The sequence below is a fragment of the Mycobacterium numidiamassiliense genome (genome assembly GCF_900157365.1).
Classification (GTDB): Bacteria; Actinomycetota; Actinomycetes; order Mycobacteriales; family Mycobacteriaceae; genus Mycobacterium; species Mycobacterium numidiamassiliense.
This window is the reverse complement of record NZ_FUEZ01000004.1, coordinates 197,099-218,750: the sequence shown is the minus strand read 5'-3', so window position 1 is coordinate 218,750 and position 21,652 is coordinate 197,099. Positions and strand designations below refer to the sequence as shown.

Genomic DNA, 21,652 nt, shown 5'->3' with positions numbered 1-21,652 from the left:
CTCGGTACCGGCCCTGGGCCGTTGTGCACCACCTCCGCAGTCGGAACAAGTTTGCTATGGTCCAGGGTCGATTCGCCCCGCACGACGCGGCGGCACCGCGTCGGCGGCGACGGGGTTTGCGCGGGACTTGGAAGGCCCCGAGGCACCGCGTGCCCGATAATGGAGTTCCGTGCGATCGACCACACGCGGCGGTCGATCGGCTGGCACTGAGGAGCCCATGAACGAGCGCGACGAATTCCTGCGGGACCGTCTGCAGCCCCCCCCCCGCGCCGCCCCTCCCCTTTTCGTCGCCAGCGCCAGATGTGTATAAGGGACGGGTGTACGCGCCTGCGCCGCAACGGCCGCCCACGGCTCCCCCAGTCCCGCTCCGCCAGCCGCCCACGCACCCGCCCGTCGCGGGTCAGCACGCCGTGGCACCGCCGCGACCCGAAGCGCCCCAGCAGACGGCCGCACCGCCGGCGCCCGCGGCCTCGGTCAGTCAGCCACCGTGGCGCGATGCCGGACTGGTGAGGGCCTCGGCCACCGCGGCCGAGCCCCCGGACCGCGGCTGGCGCCGCCTCCTGCGGCTGATCACCTTCGGCCTGGTCAAGCTGGGTCCATCGCCCGAGCAACGCCTAGCGGTCCAGTACGAGGCCGCGATCCGGACCGTTCTGCACGGCACACACAAGGTGGGCGTGCTGGGCAAGGGCGGCGTCGGGAAGACATCCGTCGCCGCCAGCGTCGGCTCGCTGTTCGCCGAGCTGCGGCGCCAAGACCACGTGGTGGCCATCGACGCCGATACCGCCTTCGGCCGGCTGAGCAGCCGAATCGATCCACGGTCGACGGGCTCGTTCTGGGAGCTGACCGCCGACAAGAACCTGGAGACGTTTACCGATGTGGCCGAGCGGGTGGGCCGCAATTCGGTGGGCCTCTACGTGCTCGGTGGCGAACCGGCGGCCGGCCCGCGCAGGGTGCTCGATCGCGCGATCTACCGGGAAGCCGCGTTGCGGCTGGACCGCCATTTCGCGATCTCGGTCATCGACTGCGGCTCGACGATGGATTCAGCGGTCACCCACGAGGTGTTGCGCGACCTCGATGCGCTGATCGTCGTGTCGTCGCCATGGGCGGACGGAGCCTCCGCGGCGGCCCGGACCATGGAATGGCTGTCGGATCAGGGCCTGACGGAGTTGTTGCACAACACGATCGTTGTGCTCAACGACTCCGACGGGCACGCCGACAAACGCACGCGCGCCCTGCTGGCCCGCGAGTTCGTCGATCACGGGCAGCCGGTGGTCGAGGTTCCCTTCGATCCCCATCTTCGGCCCGGCGGCGTGATCGATGTGGGCCACGAGATGGCCGCGCCGACACGGCTCAAATTTCTGCAGATCACGGCGATGATCGCCGGCCATTTCGCGGCGCGTGGCGACCGTGGGCGCAATCGCCGGGTCAGCCAAGGCGAAAGCTGAAGCGGCCCAGCCGAATTCACCCGCGGGCCGCCGGGTCGGCGATCGCCTCGACCTTCGTGACCAGGCGGCCCTCGATGGTCAGCACGATGGCGGCAAACAGCCGGCGCTCGGCGAAGGCCAGCAGGGCCGGACCACCGGCAGGGCCGCTGACGAGAGTCACCTCCGGGCCTAAGTAGCGCATCAGGTTGGGGGCCACCGCGTCCGGCCCGTGGTTGATCTGGGGCGGCGGCGCCGGTTCGGCCAGCACCGTGCCCACACCCCATACCGTGGGATCCAGCACGGCGGCCAGCGCGGCGATGTCGCCGTTGGCGCAGGCGTTGATGAATTTCTCAGTAACGAGTAGATGCTCGGCGGTGGTCACCCCGCTCGCCTTCGGTTGCGCCACTTCGAATTTAGATCGTGCTCGCCGCGCCAGCTGACGGCAGGTGCCAACCGGGCGGCCCACGGTTTCGGCAATCGAGTCGAAGGGCACACCGAACACGTCGTGCAGCACGAAGGCGACCCGCTCACCGGGACTGAGCCGCCTCAACACTTCCAGCAACGCGCTTCGTACCTCGTCATCGAGAGTCACCCGGTCGGCCGGGTCGGGGGTCTGCGACTCCAGAATGTCGCGGCCGTCATCGCCGGGTGGACTCAGCCGTTCGTAACGGATTCGTGCCGAACGCACGTGATCGAGGCAGAGCCGGCTCGTCACCACCGTGAGCCAGCCCCGGACATCGTCGATCTCACCGGCGCCCACCCGTGACAGGCGCAAAAAGGCCTCTTGCGCAACGTCTTCAGCGTCGCCGACATCCCCGAGGATTTGGTATCCGAGATTGACCAGATAGGGGCGGTGACGACGCCATGCGTCGCCGATCTGGCCAGTGGGCGGCTGCGGCGTGTTCATGACTCATCGACGATCCGGTGCCGGAAAAAGTTACGCACTCCGACTGTAACTTTCCCCGGTCGGCGCCCGTCGTCAATGGAGAAATCGGCCAAGGACGCGTTTTCACGACCAGGAGGAACCATCATGACGATCGTCGTCACCGGAGCGACCGGCAATGTCGGACGCCCCCTCGTTGCCGAACTTGTCGCAGCAGGCGCCGCGGTACGGGCCGTCTCGCGCACCGCGAAGCCCACAGAATTCTCCTCGGGCGTGCAGGTGTTCGGCTCGGCGGCCGACGCGCTCTCGGGAGCGTCGGCAGTATTCCTGAATTCCCGTGCGCTCGGTGCCGACCTCGCCCATGTGGTGGCGCAGTGCCAGCGGGGCGGGGTCGCCAAACTGGTCGCGTTGTCGGCGATCAACGCCGACGACGACTTCTCGCGACAGCCGTCCCGATTTCGCGGCGACCGCAACAAGGAGACCGAGCAGCTCGCCGTTGACTCCGGTTTGGCGTGGGTGAGTTTGCGGCCCACCGTCTTTGCGACGAACTTCGCCGGGATGTGGTCGGCGCAACTACGCGCGGGCGATGTGGTGGCCGGGCCGTACGCCGCGGCAACGACCGCACCGATCGTCGAGAGCGACATTGCGGCAGTCGCCGCCAGCGCCCTGCTGAGCGATGAGTTTGTCGCTCAGCGAATCCCCTTGACCGGGCCGCAGGCCTTCACCAACACCGAGCTGGTGGACGTGATCGGTAGCGTCCTTGGCCGCCCGCTGCAGTATCGCGAGATGCCGGCGGACGTGGTGCGGCAACGGTTCGTCGGCTTGGGCTTCAGCGCCGAATTCGCCGACGCGTACACGGCGATGCTCGCCGAGACGGTCGACAAACCCGCCCTGGTCACCCACGAGGTGGAAAAGATTCTCGGCCGCCCGGCGGTGACCTTCGCGCAGTGGGTGGGTCAGCACCGCGAACTGTTCACCAACTAGATCGGAAAGGAGACCGCGATGTCCCAACCCCGTCCGCCGCGCTATCTCAAACCCATGAACCGGGTACTGATGGCGGTGCACAGACTCGGGATACCCACCGGCCCCGCCATGGTGCTCACCGTGCCGGGCCGCAAATCAGGCAGGCCGCGCAGCACTCCGATGACGCCGTTCGAGTTTCGGGGCGGCCTCTACGTGGTGGCCGGCTATCCGGGCGCCGACTGGGCGGCGAACGCCCGCGCCGCCGGCAGTGGCACGTTGGCGCGGGGCCGCCGGTCTCGCGAAGTCAGGATCGTCGAGCTGACCACGGAGGAAGCGCGCCCGGTATTGCGGGCGTTTCCCTACGAGGTTCCGGTTGGCGTGTCGTTCGCGAAGCGCTCGGGGGTGGTGCTCGACGGGACCGCCGACGAATTCGAAGCCCTGGCAGGCACGCTCGCAGTTTTTCGTTTCGACCCAGTCACCCCGCGCTAGCAGATTTTGGTTGAACGCGAGGCAGCGCGGGCAACTCCCAGAGATGTCGCGCTGTTGTCGCCGACCTTCCGGCAATCCCCAAAGGGGAAGTAGTGCAAGGCGTTTCACGGTCTGCGGCATCGATCAGGCCGATCTGGCCGTGACGCGCACCGGGTATCCGTTGCGCTCGGCCAACGAGCGCAACTGGCCCAGCGCGCGAGCCCGCGGCCGGCCGCTTTCAGGAATGACGACGCCGGCCCACAGCCCCTCGGCGCCCGAGGACTCCACGGCCTCGCGGGCACACTGCCACCGGCGCGGGCAGGCGCGGCACAAGGCCTTGGCCTCGGCGTCGGGCGCGGTCGTCCAGCGATCCGGGTCCTGTGTGCACGCGCCCAGCTGAATGTTGTAGAGAGCTGTTGCGGTCATCGCTACGTTCCTTTACAAAGCGTTGCAGTTCTACTTCCTGTTGATCGATAGGCTATAGCAGTAACCGTTGCGATGCAACAGTTAAAGCGCTGCGGTTTCAGTTGGGATCCACGGTTCACGCTTCGGTGGCCATCCCACGCGCTTGAGGCTTCGGTCGGCCTAACTGCCGGAGAACAGGGGCGGAACGGTGTGGCAAAGCTACGCTGGACCAGGTGATTCTGCCTCGCTCCAGGTCAAACGGCGTGGCGGCAACGGCGCGGGAGGCTGAACTGTAGCAGTTAAGCGGTTGCGCTTCGGTTTCGGAGACCCGCAGCGTGCTGGCCTGTTGCGTAACAATATGGGGCGTAAGTGTAGCGCCGCGATGGAATTTGCCCAGTGCAGCGGTTAGACTCCTGAAGGCGGACAGCCCGCCGGATACGTCTCAAGCGAGGAATCACCGACGATGCCCAACGTCGCGTCAAGGCCCGCGCTGCTGGTCGTGCACAGCGGTGACAGGTCGCACGCGATCGAACCGGAACGCGGTGTGGTGACGATTGGCCGCGAGCCGCAGGCCGGCGTGCAGATCGATGATCCGCAGATCTCTCAGGCGCACCTGCGAGCCGAACCGGCGGACGGGCAGTGGCGAATCGTCGACAGCAGTCCGGACGGGATGTTCGTCGACGGGTTGCGCAAGACCTCGGTAACAGTCACGGACAAGACCATCGTCCACTTCGGCGACCCCACCGCGGGCAAAGTCTTGACATTCGAAGTCGTCAGGCCGCCGAAACCCGCAGAGCAGCAAGATGATCCAGACGGCCAGGACAACATCATCCAGACCAGCGAACCGGACCCGGGCCTGGCTCGCGCTGGAGCCGCGGCTGCCGCACGCCGTCGCGAACTCGACATCAGTCAGCGCAGCCTCGCCGCCGACGGAATTATCAACGCCGGGGCGCTCATCGCCTTCGAAAAGGGCCGCAGTTGGCCGCGCGAACGTACCCGCGCCAAACTCGAAGCGGTGCTGCAGTGGCCCGTCGGGACCATCGCGCGGATCCGGCGCGGCGAGCCAGTCGCCGAAGAGGCGACCCCGCACAGCGCGCCCCCGGACGCCCCGGCGGCCGACGACCAGATGGCCGACGGCGCGGCGTCGTTGATCGCACAGGCCGTCGTCGCAGCCGTCGACGGCTGCAGCCTGGCCATTGCGGCCCTGCCGCCGGCCGAGGATCCGGAGTTCACCGAGCGGGCAGCGCCCATCCTCGCTGACTTGCGCCAGCTCGAGACGATTGCCGTGCGCGCCACTCGAATCAGCCAAATAACGCCGGACCTGATCAAGGCGCTCAGCGCAGTCCGCCGGCATCGCGACGAACTCATGACGCGTGGGGCGAGCGCTCCGGACGCCCCCCTGGCGCAACGTTTATATGCGGCCCGCCGGCGGGCCAACCTTTCCACGCTGGAAACCGCGCAAGCGGCCGGCGTCGACGAAGAAATGATCGTGCGCGTGGAGGCCGGGGAGGCAATGCCCGCTCACATCACCGACGCGATCGAAACGCTAATCGGCCACATCACCTAATTTCGACCTGCCGACTTCCCGTCAAATCCAATTATTCGCTTTTCGGCAACCTTGCCGCAACGTTAGCCATAGCGTGTACGCGCCCGGTGGTGGAAGCTGTTGGCTAGCCGGAAAATTCGTGCACCGGGCCTGGTCGGAGCGCTGTTAGGCTCGATCTACCGTGCACAGGATCGGTGCACATGACAAGCGAGCGCGAAGGGAAACACCCATGGGTTGGCTAAACGGTGCGACAGATTTAGCGACGTGCGTAAAGAGTTTTGGATCCGGCGTCACTGCTGCCTCAACCGGGGACTGGGCGAACCTTGGTGCCAGCGCGGCCACCATCCTGGGCAAAGGGATGATCTATGCGGGTAAGCAAAACGCAGTCCTAGCAAAAGCGTTGAAGGACAGCGGAACGAAGGTGCTGCCGACGCCGACGGCCATTGTCGATGCTGCGGCGTTGGCGGTCAGCGTCGTGGACTTGCTGAACGGATTCGGCTCCCCCAACTCCGGCTCCGCCGTATCCACGGCCAAAGACAAATTCGCCCTATTCACGAAAGACTTGGACCCCGGCGCCATTCCGGACCCCCGAGACTGGAGCGGTACCGCTGCGACCGCCTACATCGGCCAGGTAAACGCGCTAAAGGGTTTCGTTGACCAGATGAATCAGTTAGACCAGACCCTGAAAGAAAAGTTGGGTAAGCAGGCCGCCGAGGTCAAGCAGGCGCACCTGACGTGCACCGTCAACGTGGCCGTGCTGACCGCCGCAGCGGGAATTGCCCTGGCCTTGTACCTGATCCCCGTCGCCGGCCCGGGAATATCGCAGGCGTGGCAGATCGTCGCCGCCTTCGCGTGTTGTGCGGCAGTATTCGTCGTCGAGATGCTCACGCTGTCGAGTTCGATGGGCATTGCCAACGAGCTCACTGCATTGGGCCTGAAATACGTCCAGCTCGGCAAGGATACGGACGCGAAAATGGCAGGTAACTTCGGAAAGATTCAGGGCAAGGTCGCGACGGAGAGCTCATCCCAGCTGTCCAGCTTCCACGGCATCTCCGACGGCCTCAGCAGCTTCTCCTTCGCTGGTATCACCGTTTCGAAGCTGGCCAACGAGCCCGGCGCCAAGGTGCCGGTGGAGCAAAAGGCTCTGCTCGACGACGCCAGTGAAAAGGCTAGTGCTGCGCGAACCTCGACTGACACGCCGGCGAAGACCACGGGCGACAAGACGGCGCCCGCGCCGGCGTCGTTCACGCCGCCCACCCTGGCTCAGATGGGGCAGATGTCCCAGGGGATGAACCAGATGACCCAGGCCCTCAGCCAGGGAATGCAACAGATCCAGTCGCTCGCCCAATCCGCAAAAGGCTCGGCCCCTGCGGCCGCTCCCCCGATGCCCGCGCACGAGGTGGGCGACGTCAAGGGCGAGGACGGGCTGACCGACGAGGAAAGAGACAAGAAGAAGAAGGAAGAAGCAGACGCCGCAGGCGCTGCCTCCGGTGCCGGGGGTACCGAGCGTGCACCTGCGGATGCCGCAGCAGCGCCCGCCGCCGCGGGGGCGCCTGGCGGTCGCGAGCGCGTCCTTTGATCCCACTGAGGCGCCAAACCCAGTGCGCCCCAATGGCATAGCGAGAAATTTAAACGTTAAGGAGACGGACCAATGGCAGATCTACTTCTCAGCCCAGGAACCCTCAAGACCCTGGCAGACAGGCAAACGGACGCCGCAAAGGATGCCGAAGCAGGCGCCGGCGCACTGAGCGGAACGGGAGGCAACTGCTGGCTTACGCACGGCGTCATCAGCGGATGCTCCAATTCGGGTTTCGGCTCCATCGAGGACATCCGCAAAGCCGCGGGCACGGCCCTGGCCAACGGGAGCAGGACCCTCGCCGCAAAGTTGCTCGCCGCTAAAGAGGCATACACCGGCGTCGACTCGGAGTTGGCCGGAAACCTCAACAAGCAGATGCTTGACAAGTAGCCATGTCCGGTCCCCTCACCGCCGGGCTTGTCGACGGCGTGGTCGGCGTCGAGGTGACGATTGACGGGCTGCTGCTGATCGCCGACCGGCTACAGCTGATCGACTTCCCTACCGCGCTTGGGATCCGGCCGAACATTCCGCAAGAGGACCTGCGCAACCTGGTCTGGGACCAGGTTGCGCGTGACCTCACTGCACAAGGGGTGCTCGACCATTCCGGTGAGCCGCACCCAGCGGTGGCCGAGATGGTCGGCACCCTCGGCAGGGCCGACCGCACACTCGAGGGGCGGTGGTGGCGGCGCGATGTCGGCGGCGTGATGGTGCGCTTTGCGGTGTGCCGCAAGGGCGATCACCATGTCATCGCCGCGCGCGACGGCGAGATGCTCGTGCTGCAGCGGGTAGCTCCGCAGGTCGGTCTGGCGGGCATGGTGACCACCGTGCTCGGCCCGGCGCAGGCTGCCAACGTCGAGCCGCTGACCGGTGTGGCCAGCGAGCTGGCGACCTGCACTACCGCCGCCCAGTTGGTCGGTCACGGCGTCGCACCCGCGTCGGCCCGCATCTACGCCGAGATCGTCGCCAACCCGAGTAGCTGGGTGGAAATCAGTGCCAGCCAACGACATTCCGGTGGCACGTCGACGCAGACCGAGGTTGCCGCGGGCGTTCTCGACTCGCCGCTGGGCAGGCTCGTGTCATTGCCCCGCCGCGTCGGCGGTGAACTGTACGGAAGCTTTCTGTCCGGCACTCAGGAAAATCTGCAACGCACGCTGGACGGATTGCTGGAATTCCTCCCCGCACGCGCTTGGCTCGATCACACTTCGGATGTCGCGTCCGCCTACTCCCCTGATCACGCTCACGCCTCCTACCGAGGCTGACATTTCCGCCGCTACCAGTGAAAGATGGATCCCATGCCCGAGCACGACGATCTCTCCGCCTTGGACTTCTCCGCCCACCAGTCGGGATCGGATGACGACGGTCACGACGAATCGCACGCCCTCGACTTCTCCGCCACCGCCGAAGCCGGCGACGAGTCAGACGTAGAAGCGTTGTACGACTACACGCCCACCGAGCCCGAAGAGATCGACAATGAGCTCGAAGCCATCGCCGCGGCCACCGAGGCAGTCGAAGGCGAGGAAGACGAAGAGGACAGCGTCGAGGGGTTCACGGTGACCAACCCTCCCGAGACGGTGTCGGTGACGGCCCTCATCGACGGCAGGACTCAGCGGGTCACACTCTCGGCAACGGCGACCAAGCTCAGCGAATCCGAGCTTGCCGACGAGATCATCGTCCTCGCCGAACTGGCCCGGCAGAAGGGGCTGGCCGGCCAGCACACTTACCTGACGGAGAACGCTGACCAAATCCAAGGGCTGGACGGGCTGGCCGACCTCGGGATCGACAGCAACCAGATGCTCCGCGAGTTGATGCAGTCCGGCATGCAGTTGCCGACCCCGGAACAGGCCGACGCGGCACAGACCGAAGTCTTCGCTGCCCGATACACGCCCAATAATGAGTGACCACCTGGCCGGTCTGTTCGAAAATGCGGTCGGCATGCTGCCCGTCTCGGAGGCACGGTCGCTGGACCTCTTCACCGAGATCACCAACTACGACGAATCCGCCTGCGACGCATGGGTCGGTCGCATCCGCTGCGGCGACAACGACCGGGTGACGCTGTTTCGCGCCTGGTATTCACGCACCCAGTTCGGCAGGCTGGCGGGGTCCGCCCAAATCTCGATGAGTGCCGTCGGGGCCAGGGTCCCGATCGGCGGCCTGTACGGCGACATCACCTACCCGGTGAATTCGCCCTTGGCGATTACCCTCGGCTTCGCGGCAAACGAAGCGGCGCATGGAAATTACGCGGATGCGATGGAAGCCGTCGAGGGCAGTCCGACCACCGGTGCCGAGCACCTGCTGTCGTGGGCCAAAGCGGTGATCTACGGGGCCGCGGGGCGGTGGACCGAGGTGATCGACGAAGTCAGGAGCGCCGGGAAATGGCCGGACGCATTTCTGGCTGCCGCCGCAGGTGTCGCGCACGGCGTCGCGGCGGCCAACCTCGGTCTGTTCACCGAAGCCGAGCGCCGGCTCACGGAGGCGAACTCCTCGCCGGCGGGTGAGGCCTGTGCGCAGGCCATCGCCTGGTATCTGGCGATGACGCGCCGCGGCCAGGGGAACGAAGAGGCCGCGGTGGCCCTGCTGGAGTGGCTGCAGACCACCCATCCGAGCGCCAAAGTTACTGCAGCACTGAAAGATTCGTCTTTTCGCTTGGCGACGACCAGCGCCGAACAGATCTCGGCTCGCACCGATCCCTGGGACGCGACCAGTGTGGTGGCTGACACCTCGGGGCGGGAGAAGCTACTCGTCGAGGCCGAGGCCGAGCTGAAACGGCAGATCGGGCTCACCCGGGTCAAGGATCAAGTCGAGCGGTACCGCGCCGCGACCCAGATGGCGCGAGTCCGCGCCGCACGCGGCATGAAGGTCGCGCAGCCGAGCAAGCACATGATCTTCACCGGGCCGCCCGGTACCGGCAAGACGACGATCGCGCGAGTGGTGGCCAACATCCTGGCAGGGCTCGGTGTCATCCAGGAACCGAAACTCATAGAGACGGCCCGTAAGGATTTCGTCGCCGAATACGAAGGGCAATCGGCGGTCAAGACGACCAAAGCGATCGACCGAGCCCTGGGCGGGGTGTTGTTCATCGACGAGGCCTACGCACTCGTGCAGGAACGCGGCGGGCGCCCCGACCCCTTCGGACAAGAGGCCCTCGACACCCTGCTGGCACGAATGGAGAACGACCGTGACCGGCTGGTGGTGATCATCGCGGGCTATGGCAACGACATCGACCGGCTGCTGGAGACCAACGAGGGTTTGCGGTCCCGGTTCGCCACCCGGATCGAATTCGATTCGTATTCCCCCGAAGAGATCCTGGAAATCGCCAGAGTCATTGCAAAAGCCAATGACTCGACGCTCAGCACGGAAGCGGCCGACAACCTGTTAGGGGCGGCCAAGCTACTGAGTCAGCAGACGGTGCGTGGTAAGGCCGCGCTCGACATCGCAGGCAACGGTCGCTACGCGCGTCAGCTGGTGGAGGCCGGCGAACAATACCGCGACATCCGTCTGACCCGGGCCGTCGATTTCGAAGAGCTCGACGCCGACCGCCTCAGCGAGATCAACGGCGAAGACATGGCCGAGGCAATCGACGCGGTACACGGCCGCCTCAACATCGCTGAGTGACGCATGGCGGGGATTCGGCTTACCACGAAAGTTCAGGTGAGTGGCTGGCGCTTTCTGCTCCGGCGGTTAGAGCATGCCATCGTCCGGCGCGACACCCGGATGTTCGACGACCCGCTGTCCTTTTACGGCCGTTCGGCCGCGCTCGGCATTGTCATCGCGGCACTGATCTTGGTGGGCGCGTTGGCGATGGCGTACTTCAAGCCGCAGGGCAAGCTCGGTAGCGGCAATCTGTTCGTCGACCGCACGACCAATCAGCTGTACCTGATGGTGTCCGGACAGTTGCACCCGGTCTACAACCTGACCTCGGCGCGGCTGGTGCTCGGAAGTCCTGCCGACCCAACAGGCGTGAAGTCCGCCGAGTTGAACAAGCTGCCCAAGGGGCAGTCGGTCGGTATCCCGGGCGCCCCCTATGCCACGCCGGTCGCCTCGGACACCTCGTCGGTTTGGGCGCTGTGTGACACGGTCACGAAGGCCGACACCGTTAACCCGACCTTGCAGACCGCGGTCATATCAATGCCTTTGGTGATCGATGCCGCGGTCAATCCGCTCCTGCCGAGCGAGACACTGCTGGCAACCTTCCAGGGGAAAGACTGGATCATCACCGCGAAGGGGCGGCACGCCACCGACCTGGCCAATCACTCCCTCACCTCGGCGCTGGGGATACCGCTGTCGGCCAAGCCGACACCGATCTCCGCAGCGATGTTCAACGCGATACCTGACGCCGGCTCATGGCAGCTGCCACCGATCCCGGGCGCGGGCGCACCCAACACCCTTGGATTGCCTGAAGAATTGGTGATCGGTTCGGTCTTTCAGGTGCAGACCGTTTTCGGAACCCAGTTCTACGTGGTGCTGCCCGACGGTGTCGCGCACGTGAACGCCAACACCGCTTCGGTAGTGCGCGCCACCGAATCATATGGGCTGGTGTCGATTCCGGCGGTGATCCGGAGTCAGGTCGTCAAGATCCCCGAACGCGAATACCCCTCCCCCCTGCCCGACGAAGCGATCAAGATCGTGTCCCGGCCCAACGAGCCGGTGTTGTGCTGGACGTGGGAGCGGAAACCCGGTGAGTCCGGAGCGGCCCTGACCACCGTCGTGACCGGTCGGCATCTGCCGATACCGCCATCGGCTATGAGCTTGGGCATCAGGCAGATTCAGGGTTCGGCCACCATCTACACGGACGGTGGAAAATACGTGCAGTTGCAGTCCCCTGACCCCCGCTACGGCGAATCTCTCTACTACATCGACCCAGAGGGTGTGCGCTACGGGATCCCGGATGCGCAGACCGCGTCGTCGCTGGGCCTGTCGTCACCCAAACCCGCGCCGTGGGCAATCATTCGACTCTTAGTGGACGGTCCGGTGCTGTCCAAAGACGCCGCGCTGCTCGAGCACGACACACTGCCCGCCGACCCGACCCCCCGCAAGCTACCCGCGGCACCCGGAGCGTCCTGATGACGACGAGAAAATTCACCCCGAGCGTCGCACGCGGCCCCCGGCTGACCCCGGGTGAGATCGCCGTCACGCCTCCCGAGGACCTCGGCGTCGACGTTCCGCCGGCGTTTATCCAAAAAGTTCTTCCCTATGTCATGGGTGTCTGCATGCTCGGCATGATCGGCATCATGGTGTTCACCGGTACGAAGGCGCTGTCGCCGTACATGATGATGACGCCGCTGATGATGATCATGATGTCGTTGAGCATGGTGGGCGCCGGCGGGGGTGGCGGCGGCAAAAAAGTGCCCGAGATCAACGCAGACCGCAAGGAGTACCTGCGTTATCTGGCCGGACTTCGCCCGCGGGTGACGTCCTCTGCCACCGCCCAGGTGGCGTTCTTCAGTTATCACGCACCACATCCCGAGGATCTGCTGTCGATCGTCGCGACACCCCGGCAGTGGTCCCGTCCGGCCAGCGCCGACTTCTACGCCGCGACCCGGATCGGAATCGGCGACCAGCCGGCGGTCGACCGCCTGATGAAGCCGTCGGTCGGCGGCGAACTGGCAGGCCCGACGGCGGCACCCCAGCCCTACCTGGAGCCGGTCGCCAACATGTGGGCGGTTAAGTTCCTGCGCACCCACGGTCTTATCCACGATTGTCCAAAGCTGGTTCAGCTGAGAACATTTCCGACGATTGCCGTCGGCGGCGACCCGGCTGGGGCCGCTGGATTGCTGACAGCGATGATCTGCCACCTGGCCGTGTTCCATCCGCCGGACCTGCTGGCGATCCGCGTCCTCACCGAGACGCCCGACGATCCGCAGTGGTCCTGGCTCAAATGGCTACCGCACGTTCAGCATCCAACCGACACCGATGCGGCCGGTCCGGTCCGGATGATCTCCGCCCTTCCGGACAGTCTGTCCGATCTCGCCGCGCGCGGACCGCACTCGCCCGATTCGACTCCGGGCGGACCGTACGTCGTGGTGGTGGATCTGACCGGCGGCAAGGCGGGCGTTCCGCCCGACGGCAGGGCCGGTGTCACGGTGCTCACCCTGGGCAACCATCGCGGCTCGAACTACCGGATCAGGGTGGCCGATGATGGGACCGCCGACGACCGGCTGCCCGGCCAGCAGTTCCGCCAGGTGACGGCGACCACCGATCGCCTGACGGCCCAACAGGCGGCGCGTATCGCGAGAAAACTGGCCGGGTGGTCGATCACCGGCACCATCATCGACAAGAAGGGCGGCTCGGGCCCCAAGAAAAAAGTGCCGACGGAATGGCATCAACTGGTCGGCGCCAAGAGCGTCGAGGAGGTGGTTCCGTCCCGCTGGCGGATGTTCGCCGACAAGGACCTCGACCGCCTCAAGATCCCGTTCGGTCACCAACTCAAAACCGGCGAGGTCATGTATCTGGACATCAAGGAGGGCGCGGAATTCGGCGGTGGCCCGCACGGCATGCTCATCGGAACCACCGGGTCGGGCAAGTCCGAGTTTCTGCGCACCCTCATCCTGTCGCTGGTGGCGATGACCCACCCCGACCAGGTGAACCTCCTGCTTACCGACTTCAAAGGTGGTTCGACCTTTCTGGGCATGGAGAAACTTCCGCACACGGCCGCTGTCATCACCAACATGGCGGAGGAAGCCGAGCTCGTCGGCCGCATGGGTGAGGTGTTGACCGGCGAACTCGACCGCCGGCAGAACCTGCTGCGCCAGGCCGGAATCCAGGTCGGTGCGACCGGTGCGCTCTCCGGTGTGGCTGAGTACGAGAAGTACCGTGAGCGCGGCGCCGACCTGAAGCCGTTGCCGACGCTCTTTGTTGTCGTGGACGAGTTCGCCGAGTTGCTGCAAAGCCACCCGGACTTCGTCGGGCTGTTCGACCGGATCTGCCGGGTGGGACGCTCGTTGCGGGTGCATCTGCTGTTGGCCACCCAGTCGCTGCAGACCGGAGGGGCGCGCATCGACAAGCTGGAGCCCAACCTGACTTACCGAATCGCGTTGCGCACCACCAGCTCCCATGAGTCCAAGTCGGTGATCGGAACCCCGGAGGCGCAGTACATCACCAACAAGGAAAGCGGTGTCGGCTTTTTGCGGGTCGGCATGGAGGACCCGGTCAAGTTCAGCACCCTGTACACCGGTGCCACCTACGTTCCGCAAGCGCACTCCGAGACCAATGGCGAGGCCAGCGTGGAGGGCTCGCGCAACGGCGCCCGGCCTGTGACAATCCGCGAGTTCACCGCGGCTCCCCTCCTCGACGAGGTGGCGGCATCATGAGTGTCGACTCGAAGGGGAAGCCCCTGAGCGAGGTGGTGCTGGACCAGCTCAGCACCGTGGAGTCGCACGCATACAAGATGTGGCTGCCGCCGTTGACCGATCCGACGCCGGTCAACGAACTCGTCGAGCGGGCCGAGAGACGGCCTTTGTACTTCCCGCTGGGGATCATGGACGAGCCGCGCCGGCACCTGCAGGAGCCCTGGGGTGTGGACGTATCCGGGGGCGGCGGCAACATCGGGATTGGAGGCGCACCGCAGACCGGCAAGTCGACGCTGCTGCAGACCCTGATGCTTTCAGCCGCTGCTACCCACACACCGCGGCAGATCCAGTTCTACTGCATCGACCTCGGTGGTGGCGGGCTGATGTATCTCGACAATCTGCCACACGTCGGTGGGGTCGCCACCCGGTCAGAGCCCGACCGGGTCATGCGGGTGATCGCCGAGATTCAAGCCGTTGTGCGGCAACGGGAAGCCACCTTCAAAGAGAATCGGGTGGGCTCGATCGCGGCCTACCGGCAATTGCGCGATGATCCCAATAATCCGGTTGCGTCCGACCCGTTCGGCGACGTGTTTCTGGTCATCGACGGCTGGCCGGCTTTCGTGGGCGAATTTCCCGACCTCGAGGGGCATGTCCAGAATCTCGCCGCGCAAGGCCTGTCGTTCGGCATCCACACCATCATCACCACACCGCGCTGGACGGAACTGAAGTCGCGCGTCCGCGACTACCTGGGTACCAAGATCGAATTCCGACTCGGCGACGTCAATGACACCCAGATCGACCGCGCCACTCGAGACATCCCGGCGAACCGACCGGGCCGGGCGATGTCGGTGGAAAAGCACCACCTGATGATGGGCGTGCCCAGACTCGACGGGGTGCACAGCGCCGACCAGTTGGTGGAGGCGATGACCATGTCGGTGAGCCACATCGCCGCCCAGCATGCCGACCAGGCGCCTCGCGTCAGGGTCTTGCCGGAGCGCATCCACCTGTACGAACTCGACCCGGAACCACCCGGCCCGGAATCCGACTACCGGACCCGCTGGACGATACCGATCGGGCTGCGCGAGACGGACCTTTCGGTGACCTACGCCAACATGTACTCGACACCGCACCTGCTGATTTTTGGCGCGGCCAAGTCGGGCAAGACGACCATCGCCCACGCGGTCGCCCGCGCCATCTGCGCCCGCAACAGTCCCGATCAGGTGCGGTTCATGTTGGCCGACTACCGGTCCGGACTGCTGGATGCGGTGCCGGACAGCCACCTGCTCGCCGCCGGGGCGATCAACCGCAACGCGCCGTCGCTGGACGAGTCCATCAAGGCGCTGGCGGCTAACCTGACCAAGCGGCTGCCGCCTGCCGACCTGACCACCTCACAATTGCGCTCACGGTCATGGTGGAAGGGGTTCGATATCGTGCTTTTGGTCGACGATTGGCACATGATCGTCGGCGCCGCGGGAGGCCTGCCCCCAATGGGACCGTTGGCGCCATTGTTGCCGGCGGCTCCGGATATCGGGTTGCACATCATTGTCACCTGCCAAATGAGCCAGGCGTATAAGGCGACCATGGACAAGTTCGTCGGCGCCGCCTACGGCGCGGGATCTCCGACCCTGTTCCTTTCCGGCGACAAGCAGGACTTCCCGTCCAGGGACCTTCAGGTCAAGAAACGGCCACCTGGCCAGGGATTTCTGGTTACGCCGGACGGCAAGGAGGTCATCCAGGCCGTCTACATCGATCCTCCAGAAGAAGTGCATCCAGCACCGTCGGGAGACGGTTAGGATTATCCCAACGCGCATTACAGGAGCCGGAAATGAACTGCGATAAACCGCACCGGGGACTGTCGCGTGCGATTAGGCCTTTTACCGCTGCAGAATTGGTTTGTGTTCACTCAGAATTTGATATCCGTTCACACATAATTGGAAAAGGGCGGCGCAAGATGCACCCATCTCGCATCGTCGAATTCGCCGAAACTTTCGCGTAACAACTGACCGCCAGAACTGACGCAAAACCCACCTCGCAACCAAGGGAGACAGACCCATGCTGTGGCACGCCATGCCACCGGAGCTGAACACCGCCCGGCTGATGGCCGGAGCGGGTCCGGCGCCGATGCTGCAGGCTGCAGCCGGGTGGGAGGCGGTGGCGGCCGCGCTGGAAACTCAGGCCGCCGAATTGGCCGCAAGCCTGGCCTCTCTCAAGGCGGTATGGACGGGAGCGAGTAGCGATCGTGCGATCGCCGCGGCCATGCCGATGGTCACCTGGTTGCAGACGGCGGCGCAGCTGGCGCAGAAGCGCGGCATGCAAGCCGCCGCGCAGGCCGCTGCCTACGTGAAAGCGCTGGCGATGACGCCGTCGCTGCCGGAGATCGCCGTCAACCACATCACACATACGGTCCTGACGGCCACCAACTTCTTCGGAATCAACACCATGCCAATCGGTTTCAACGAAACCGACTACTTCGTCCGGATGTGGAACCAGGCCGGCGGCGCGATGGACATCTACGCCGCCGAGACCATGGCCAACACGGTCTTCGAGCCGCTGCCGGCGATGAAGCCGATCGTCGCGCCGGGGGTGGGCGAGGCGATGGCGGCCGAGGCGCTGGGCGCATTCTCGGCGATGGGGTCCGAGACCTCCTCCGCCACTGCTCTGCGCGCGCTTGCCGCGGCGACGGACGACACCGACGGCGTCCTGCCAGACCCCAGTGCCGTTGGCGTGGACCAGTTTTCGCAGATAATGCAGGGCCTCGGGCAGCTCGGCGGACCGATGCAGCAGTTGACCCAGCCGCTGCAGCAGATGATGTCGTCGCTATCCAGCCAAGCCGGCAGCATGGGCGGTTCGACGGGCCTTGGCGGCGATCTGCTGGCCGGCGGCAAACTCGGCGATGCCGCAGGCAAGGGCACGCAGCTCGGCATGGTCGGTGCGCCGCCGCTGTCCAGCCATCCGTTGACGGGCGGCTCGGGCCCCAGCATTGGAATGGGCCTGATGCACTCGGAGGCGCTGCCCGGGCAGGGGGGAACATCGCCCCGCACGTCGATGATGAGTTCGTTGATCGATAAGCCGGCTGCAGCGGGCGCGCCCGCCGGCGCAGGAGCCGGGGCGGGATCGTCGGCGACCGGCGGCGCCGCACCGATGGGCGCGATGGGCCAGGGCGGACAATCCGCCGGCGGGGCCAGACAGGGACTATCGGCCCCGGTGGCGCTCGCCGAGCAAAACGAGGACGAGGTCGTCCACGACGAACTCGTCGACGAGGGCGACGACTGGTGAGCGCCCGCAATTACAGACTTCCCGGCCGCCCAGGCCGGAAGACTTGCCATCACTTGGCGAGGCCAGAGCACACAGAAAGTAGTCCAACATGGCAGAAATGAGAACTGATGCCGCGACCCTCAGCGCCGAGGCCAGCAACTTCGACCGGATCTCCGGCGAGCTGCAGCGCGTCATCAGCGGGGTAGAGCAGACCGGTGGCGAATTGGCCAGCCACATGGTGGGCCAAGCCGGCACGGCGACGCAGCAGGCGCTGCAGCGCTTCCACGAGGCCGGCACCGCGCAGATCAAGGCGCTGGGCGACATTTCGCAGAACATCCAACAGGCCGGCGTCCACTACCAGCGGGCCGACGAAGAGCAGGCCAGCGCGCTCTCTTCGCAGATGAATTTCTAACCCAAACAAACTTCAAAAAAGAAACGGAGAAAAGATATGTCGGAACATCAGTCATGGAACTTCGGCGGCATCGAAGCCGGCGCGGGCACAATCGCGAGCTCGGTGCAGACCGTCCACGGCCTGCTCGACGAGGGTGGCCAATCGCTCGCCAAGCTCTCGGAGGCGTGGGGCGGTAGCGGTTCGGACGCCTACAAGGCCGTCCAGCAGAACTGGGACAACACGTCCAAGGAGCTCAACGAGTCGCTGCAGCAGCTGTCGCAGCGGATCAGCGAGGCCGGTCAGACCATGTCCCAGACGGAGTCTGGCGTCACGGGTATGTTCACCTAGATCGGCGGAAAAACGGCGAAACACGGGATCAGGCGAGTTCTCCGCTCAGGGTGAACTCGCCTCTTCTCGTGTTTCGCGGTATGGATGATTTCTGAGAGGTTCTCATGGGGGCCAACTACGACCGGCTCTTTCAGTCTCCCGAGGGGGCCGAAATCCCGGATGGGGCCGGGGCGGAGCCGGAGTTCGATATCGACTCGGGCTTCGAAGTCGATGTGCCGGGCCCGTCGGCGCGGATGCCGGCGAGTCCACCCCAGCCCAATGGCCATGTGCCGCCCCCAGTCGATTGGCACACCCCCCCCGCGCGGGGGGCGGCGCCCGCCCCGCCCCCCCCCGCCCCACCACCCGCGACGGGCACGCCCGGGTCCTCGTGAACCCGCCGAGGCCCAACGCGGCCACCCCGGCAACCCGCCGCACCCCCGTCGCGCCAAGGCGGAACAGCATCGCGCCGAACCGCCACCCGCCCGGAGGCCGCCGCGGCCCCGCCCGGATGCAGCCCGGCAGGCACCCAATGGCGGCCCGGTGCAGTCGACACCTCCGATGCCGACCACCAAGGGCGCTGCGGTGCAACCGGATTCACGGCCGGTGCCCGCAGCCGGCGAACCGCCGGGTGCGGTTTCCCATATCGGCGTGAAGCCCGGCAAAAAGTCAGCGACCAAGCTGGTTTCGCGACGAGGCTGGCGGCGTTGGTTTCACAAGCTGACGCGCATCAATGTGGGCTTGTCCCGCGACGAGAAATACGACCTGGACCTACGCAACCGGATTCGCCGCAGTCCCCGTGGGGCCTACCAGATTGCCATTTTGGGCCTGAAGGGAGGCGTCGGCAAGACAACGGTGACGGTCGCCCTCGGTTCAATGTTCGCCCAGGTACGGCGAGATCGGATCCTGGCTTTCGACGCCGACGCAAGTTGCGGCAACCTCGCCGATCGAGCCGGGCATCAGTCGGGCGCGACCGTCGCAGATCTATTGGCCGACAAGGACTTAACGCACTACAACGACATCCGCGCACATACCAGCGCGAACGCGGTCAATCTGGAGGTACTCCCGGCCGAGGACTACAGCACGGCCCGGCGGGCCTTCAGCGAAGCGGACTGGCATTATGCGGCCGACGCCGTGTCGAGGTTTTACAACCTGGTGCTGGCCGACTGCGGCGCCGGCTTGTTCGACCCGGTGACCCGCGGCGTGCTCTCGACTGCCTCGGCGGTGGTGATCGTGACCAGCGCATCGATCGACGGAGCCCGGCAGGCCGCGGTCGCGATCGACTGGTTACGCAACAACGGCCACCAGGATCTGCTGTCCCGTGCCTGTGTGGCGATCAACAACGTGTCCCCGGGAGATACCAATATCGCCGTTGGCGAGCTGGTCCGGCAATTCGAGCAGTATGTTCAGCCGAGCCGCGTCGTCGCGTTGCCGTGGGACAAGCACATTGCGGCCGGAACGGAGATTCAGTTGAGCCTGCTGGACCCCGCGTACAAGCGTAAGGTTTTGGAGCTAGCAGCAGCATTGTCCGACGATTTCGACAGGGGTGAACGTCGTTGAGCGCGCCCACCGCTACCGATACTGCTGCCGGCGCTGGCGCGGGAGCCGGCGCGGCCCCGGCGTCTTCGGCCCCCGCCAAGCCCGCAACCACCCGGGTGACGATCCTTACCGGCCGGCGGATGACCGATGTCGTGCTGCCCTCTGCCGCAGCGATAGAAACGTACATCGACGACACCGTCGCGGTGTTGGCCGACATCATTGGCGAAACAACGGCTGACGTCCTGGCCGGTTTCGACTTCGCCGCCCAAGGCTCGTGGACGTTTGCACGCCCGGGAGCCCCGCCGATGCAGGCCGACCTGTCACTCGACGATGCGGTGGTCGTCGACGGATCGCTGCTGACCCTGGTGCCGGTGAGTCGCACCGAGCGCTACCGGCCGCTCGTCGAGGACGTCATCGACGCGATCGCGGTGCTCGACGAATCGCCGGAGTTCGATCGTGCGGCACTGAATCGCTTTGTCGGGGTGGCGATCCCGGCGTTGAGCCTGGCGGTCACGGTGATATCGGCACTCACCTGGGCGAGCACCGGGCGCCACGAGTGGTGGCCACTCGCATTGGGGATCGCGGGAATCGCCTTCCTGGTCGGCAGCTGGGTGGCCAGCAGGTTTTACAAGAGTGCGAATTTTTCGGAAAGCCTGCTGTTGGCCGCGATTCCGCTCATTGTGGTGGCCGTAGGGCTGGCCGTCCCGCGGCCACACGGGGTCTCCTCCCTGGGGCCGCCGCAGTATGCCGGTGGCGCTGCGGCCGTGCTGTTTTTGACGCTGCTGACGCGGGGCGGACCTCGTCGGCGCATCGAAGTTGCCTCCTTCACTGCCGTTACCGCGATCGCGGTCACCGCGGCCACCGTCGCATGGGGGTACGGCTGGCAGCACTGGTTGCCGGCCGGCGCAATTGTGTTCGGGTTGTTCACCGTCACCAACGCCGCCAAGCTGACGGTCGTTGTGGCACGGATCGCGCTGCCGCCGATTCCGGCCCCCGGCGAGACCGTGGAGCATGACGAATTGCTCGATCCCGTTGCGGGCGAAGAGGTCACTGCGGACACGGAAACGCAGAAATGGCAGGCCATCATGGCTTCGGTGCCCGCGTCCTCCCTGCGGCTCACCGAACGCAGCCAGCTGGCCAAACAGCTGCTGATCGGGTTCGTCACGGCCGGCACCCTGCTTCTTGCCACCGGTGTGATCGCGGTGCTGGTACGCGGACATTTCTTCGTGCACACCTTGGTGGTGGCCGCCCTGGTCACGGTGATGTGCGCGTTTCGGGCCCGGCTCTACGCCGAGCCGTGGTGCGCCTGGTCACTGCTGGCAGCCGCCGTCGCCATTCCGATCGGCGTGACCACACGGTTGTGCATCTGGTACCCGCACAGCGCCTGGCTGTTCCTGACCATCTTGTGTGTCACGGGCCTGGTCGCGGTGGCGGTAGTCGGCGCGGCGGCCGGGATCCGCCGCATTACGCCGGTGACGAAACGGACGCTGGAACTGTTTGACGGCGCGGTCATCGCTGCGATCCTTCCCTTGCTGCTATGGATAACCGGCATCTATGACACAGTCCGCAATATCCAATTCTGAGCCGGCTGG

Annotated in this window: 17 protein-coding genes and 2 pseudogenes; 17 read left to right on the top strand and 2 right to left on the bottom strand. The window is 65.7% G+C overall.

Annotated elements, in window-relative coordinates:
• Nucleotides 1-217: 217 nt before the first annotated feature.
• A pseudogene (locus MNAB215_RS09400) lies at nucleotides 218-1,445 on the top strand (MinD/ParA family ATP-binding protein).
• 16 nt (nucleotides 1,446-1,461) lie between these two features.
• On the opposite strand, the gene sigI reads toward MNAB215_RS09400, so the two are convergent.
• Complete coding sequence (gene sigI / locus MNAB215_RS09395) at nucleotides 1,462-2,331, bottom strand: RNA polymerase sigma factor SigI (protein WP_077078621.1); 870 nt, start codon at nucleotides 2,329-2,331, stop codon at nucleotides 1,462-1,464.
• Nucleotides 2,332-2,454: 123 nt separating this feature from the next.
• Between sigI and MNAB215_RS09390 the strand changes: the two genes are divergently transcribed.
• Nucleotides 2,455-3,291, top strand: coding sequence for an NAD(P)H-binding protein (locus MNAB215_RS09390; RefSeq protein WP_077081888.1), 837 nt, complete (start codon nucleotides 2,455-2,457; stop codon nucleotides 3,289-3,291).
• Nucleotides 3,292-3,309: 18 nt separating this feature from the next.
• Entirely contained in the window at nucleotides 3,310-3,759 is a 450-nt protein-coding gene (locus MNAB215_RS09385; protein WP_077078620.1) for a nitroreductase family deazaflavin-dependent oxidoreductase, read from the top strand.
• Nucleotides 3,760-3,882: 123 nt separating this feature from the next.
• Here MNAB215_RS09385 and MNAB215_RS09380 read toward each other — a convergent pair whose 3' ends face one another.
• Complete coding sequence (locus MNAB215_RS09380) at nucleotides 3,883-4,164, bottom strand: WhiB family transcriptional regulator (RefSeq protein WP_077078619.1); 282 nt, start codon at nucleotides 4,162-4,164, stop codon at nucleotides 3,883-3,885.
• A 442-nt stretch (nucleotides 4,165-4,606) separates the two neighbouring features.
• On the opposite strand from MNAB215_RS09380, the gene espM reads away from it, so the two are divergent.
• The 14 genes and pseudogenes from espM (at nucleotide 4,607) to eccD (ending at nucleotide 21,643) form a co-directional block, all read left to right on the top strand.
• Nucleotides 4,607-5,710 (top strand): ESX-1 type VII secretion system transcriptional regulator EspM, encoded by a 1,104-nt coding sequence (gene espM / locus MNAB215_RS09375; RefSeq protein WP_077078618.1) that lies wholly within the window; start codon nucleotides 4,607-4,609, stop codon nucleotides 5,708-5,710.
• Nucleotides 5,711-5,870: 160 nt separating this feature from the next.
• Nucleotides 5,871-7,268 carry an EspA/EspE family type VII secretion system effector gene (locus MNAB215_RS29700; protein ID WP_165691555.1) on the top strand — a complete coding sequence of 466 codons (1,398 nt, stop codon included), beginning with the start codon at nucleotides 5,871-5,873 and terminating at the stop codon, nucleotides 7,266-7,268.
• 72 nt (nucleotides 7,269-7,340) lie between these two features.
• Nucleotides 7,341-7,655, top strand: coding sequence for a type VII secretion target (locus MNAB215_RS09350; protein ID WP_077078616.1), 315 nt, complete (start codon nucleotides 7,341-7,343; stop codon nucleotides 7,653-7,655).
• Between the two features lie 2 nt (nucleotides 7,656-7,657).
• On the top strand, nucleotides 7,658-8,524 hold the full coding sequence (locus MNAB215_RS09345) for an ESX secretion-associated protein EspG (protein WP_077078615.1): 867 nt from the start codon (nucleotides 7,658-7,660) through the stop codon (nucleotides 8,522-8,524).
• Between the two features lie 24 nt (nucleotides 8,525-8,548).
• A complete protein-coding gene (locus MNAB215_RS09340; RefSeq protein WP_077078614.1) occupies nucleotides 8,549-9,163 on the top strand; it encodes a hypothetical protein in 615 nt (204 codons plus the stop codon).
• Complete coding sequence (gene eccA / locus MNAB215_RS09335; RefSeq protein ID WP_077078613.1) at nucleotides 9,156-10,877, top strand: type VII secretion AAA-ATPase EccA; 1,722 nt, start codon at nucleotides 9,156-9,158, stop codon at nucleotides 10,875-10,877. The genes MNAB215_RS09340 and eccA overlap by 8 nt, the downstream gene beginning before the upstream one ends.
• 3 nt (nucleotides 10,878-10,880) lie before the next feature.
• A complete protein-coding gene (eccB, locus tag MNAB215_RS09330; RefSeq protein WP_077078612.1) occupies nucleotides 10,881-12,326 on the top strand; it encodes a type VII secretion protein EccB in 1,446 nt (481 codons plus the stop codon).
• On the top strand, nucleotides 12,326-14,572 hold the full coding sequence (eccCa, locus tag MNAB215_RS09325; RefSeq protein WP_077078611.1) for a type VII secretion protein EccCa: 2,247 nt from the start codon (nucleotides 12,326-12,328) through the stop codon (nucleotides 14,570-14,572). Before eccB ends, eccCa begins: the two co-directional genes overlap by 1 nt.
• Entirely contained in the window at nucleotides 14,569-16,344 is a 1,776-nt protein-coding gene (gene eccCb, locus MNAB215_RS09320; protein ID WP_077078610.1) for a type VII secretion protein EccCb, read from the top strand. Before eccCa ends, eccCb begins: the two co-directional genes overlap by 4 nt.
• Before the next feature lie 259 nt (nucleotides 16,345-16,603).
• Entirely contained in the window at nucleotides 16,604-17,827 is a 1,224-nt protein-coding gene (locus MNAB215_RS09315; protein ID WP_077078609.1) for a PPE family protein, read from the top strand.
• 97 nt (nucleotides 17,828-17,924) lie between these two features.
• A complete protein-coding gene (locus MNAB215_RS09310) occupies nucleotides 17,925-18,218 on the top strand; it encodes a WXG100 family type VII secretion target (RefSeq protein WP_425436430.1) in 294 nt (97 codons plus the stop codon).
• A gap of 36 nt (nucleotides 18,219-18,254) precedes the next feature.
• Nucleotides 18,255-18,545 carry a WXG100 family type VII secretion target gene (locus MNAB215_RS09305; protein WP_077078607.1) on the top strand — a complete coding sequence of 97 codons (291 nt, stop codon included), beginning with the start codon at nucleotides 18,255-18,257 and terminating at the stop codon, nucleotides 18,543-18,545.
• Nucleotides 18,546-18,649: 104 nt separating this feature from the next.
• Nucleotides 18,650-20,081: pseudogene (locus tag MNAB215_RS09300) on the top strand (MinD/ParA family ATP-binding protein); the annotation flags it as partial.
• Nucleotides 20,078-21,643: a type VII secretion integral membrane protein EccD gene (gene eccD, locus MNAB215_RS09295; protein WP_217348923.1), complete on the top strand. Its 1,566-nt coding sequence runs from the start codon at nucleotides 20,078-20,080 to the stop codon at nucleotides 21,641-21,643. The pseudogene MNAB215_RS09300 and the gene eccD, both read left to right, overlap by 4 nt.
• Nucleotides 21,644-21,652 lie beyond the last annotated feature (9 nt).

What these genes read in the sequence shown, in the direction of transcription:
- sigI (WP_077078621.1), bottom strand. Translation starts at nt 2,331, where the DNA reads ATGAACACGCCGCAGCCGCCCACTGGCCAGATCGGCGACGCATGGCGT.
- MNAB215_RS09390 (WP_077081888.1), top strand. Translation starts at nt 2,455, where the DNA reads ATGACGATCGTCGTCACCGGAGCGACCGGCAATGTCGGACGCCCCCTC.
- MNAB215_RS09385 (WP_077078620.1), top strand. Translation starts at nt 3,310, where the DNA reads ATGTCCCAACCCCGTCCGCCGCGCTATCTCAAACCCATGAACCGGGTA.
- MNAB215_RS09380 (WP_077078619.1), bottom strand. Translation starts at nt 4,164, where the DNA reads ATGACCGCAACAGCTCTCTACAACATTCAGCTGGGCGCGTGCACACAG.
- espM (WP_077078618.1), top strand. Translation starts at nt 4,607, where the DNA reads ATGCCCAACGTCGCGTCAAGGCCCGCGCTGCTGGTCGTGCACAGCGGT.
- MNAB215_RS09350 (WP_077078616.1), top strand. Translation starts at nt 7,341, where the DNA reads ATGGCAGATCTACTTCTCAGCCCAGGAACCCTCAAGACCCTGGCAGAC.
- MNAB215_RS09345 (WP_077078615.1), top strand. Translation starts at nt 7,658, where the DNA reads ATGTCCGGTCCCCTCACCGCCGGGCTTGTCGACGGCGTGGTCGGCGTC.
- MNAB215_RS09340 (WP_077078614.1), top strand. Translation starts at nt 8,549, where the DNA reads ATGGATCCCATGCCCGAGCACGACGATCTCTCCGCCTTGGACTTCTCC.
- eccA (WP_077078613.1), top strand. Translation starts at nt 9,156, where the DNA reads ATGAGTGACCACCTGGCCGGTCTGTTCGAAAATGCGGTCGGCATGCTG.
- eccB (WP_077078612.1), top strand. Translation starts at nt 10,881, where the DNA reads ATGGCGGGGATTCGGCTTACCACGAAAGTTCAGGTGAGTGGCTGGCGC.
- eccCa (WP_077078611.1), top strand. Translation starts at nt 12,326, where the DNA reads ATGACGACGAGAAAATTCACCCCGAGCGTCGCACGCGGCCCCCGGCTG.
- eccCb (WP_077078610.1), top strand. Translation starts at nt 14,569, where the DNA reads ATGAGTGTCGACTCGAAGGGGAAGCCCCTGAGCGAGGTGGTGCTGGAC.
- MNAB215_RS09315 (WP_077078609.1), top strand. Translation starts at nt 16,604, where the DNA reads ATGCTGTGGCACGCCATGCCACCGGAGCTGAACACCGCCCGGCTGATG.
- MNAB215_RS09310 (WP_425436430.1), top strand. Translation starts at nt 17,925, where the DNA reads ATGAGAACTGATGCCGCGACCCTCAGCGCCGAGGCCAGCAACTTCGAC.
- MNAB215_RS09305 (WP_077078607.1), top strand. Translation starts at nt 18,255, where the DNA reads ATGTCGGAACATCAGTCATGGAACTTCGGCGGCATCGAAGCCGGCGCG.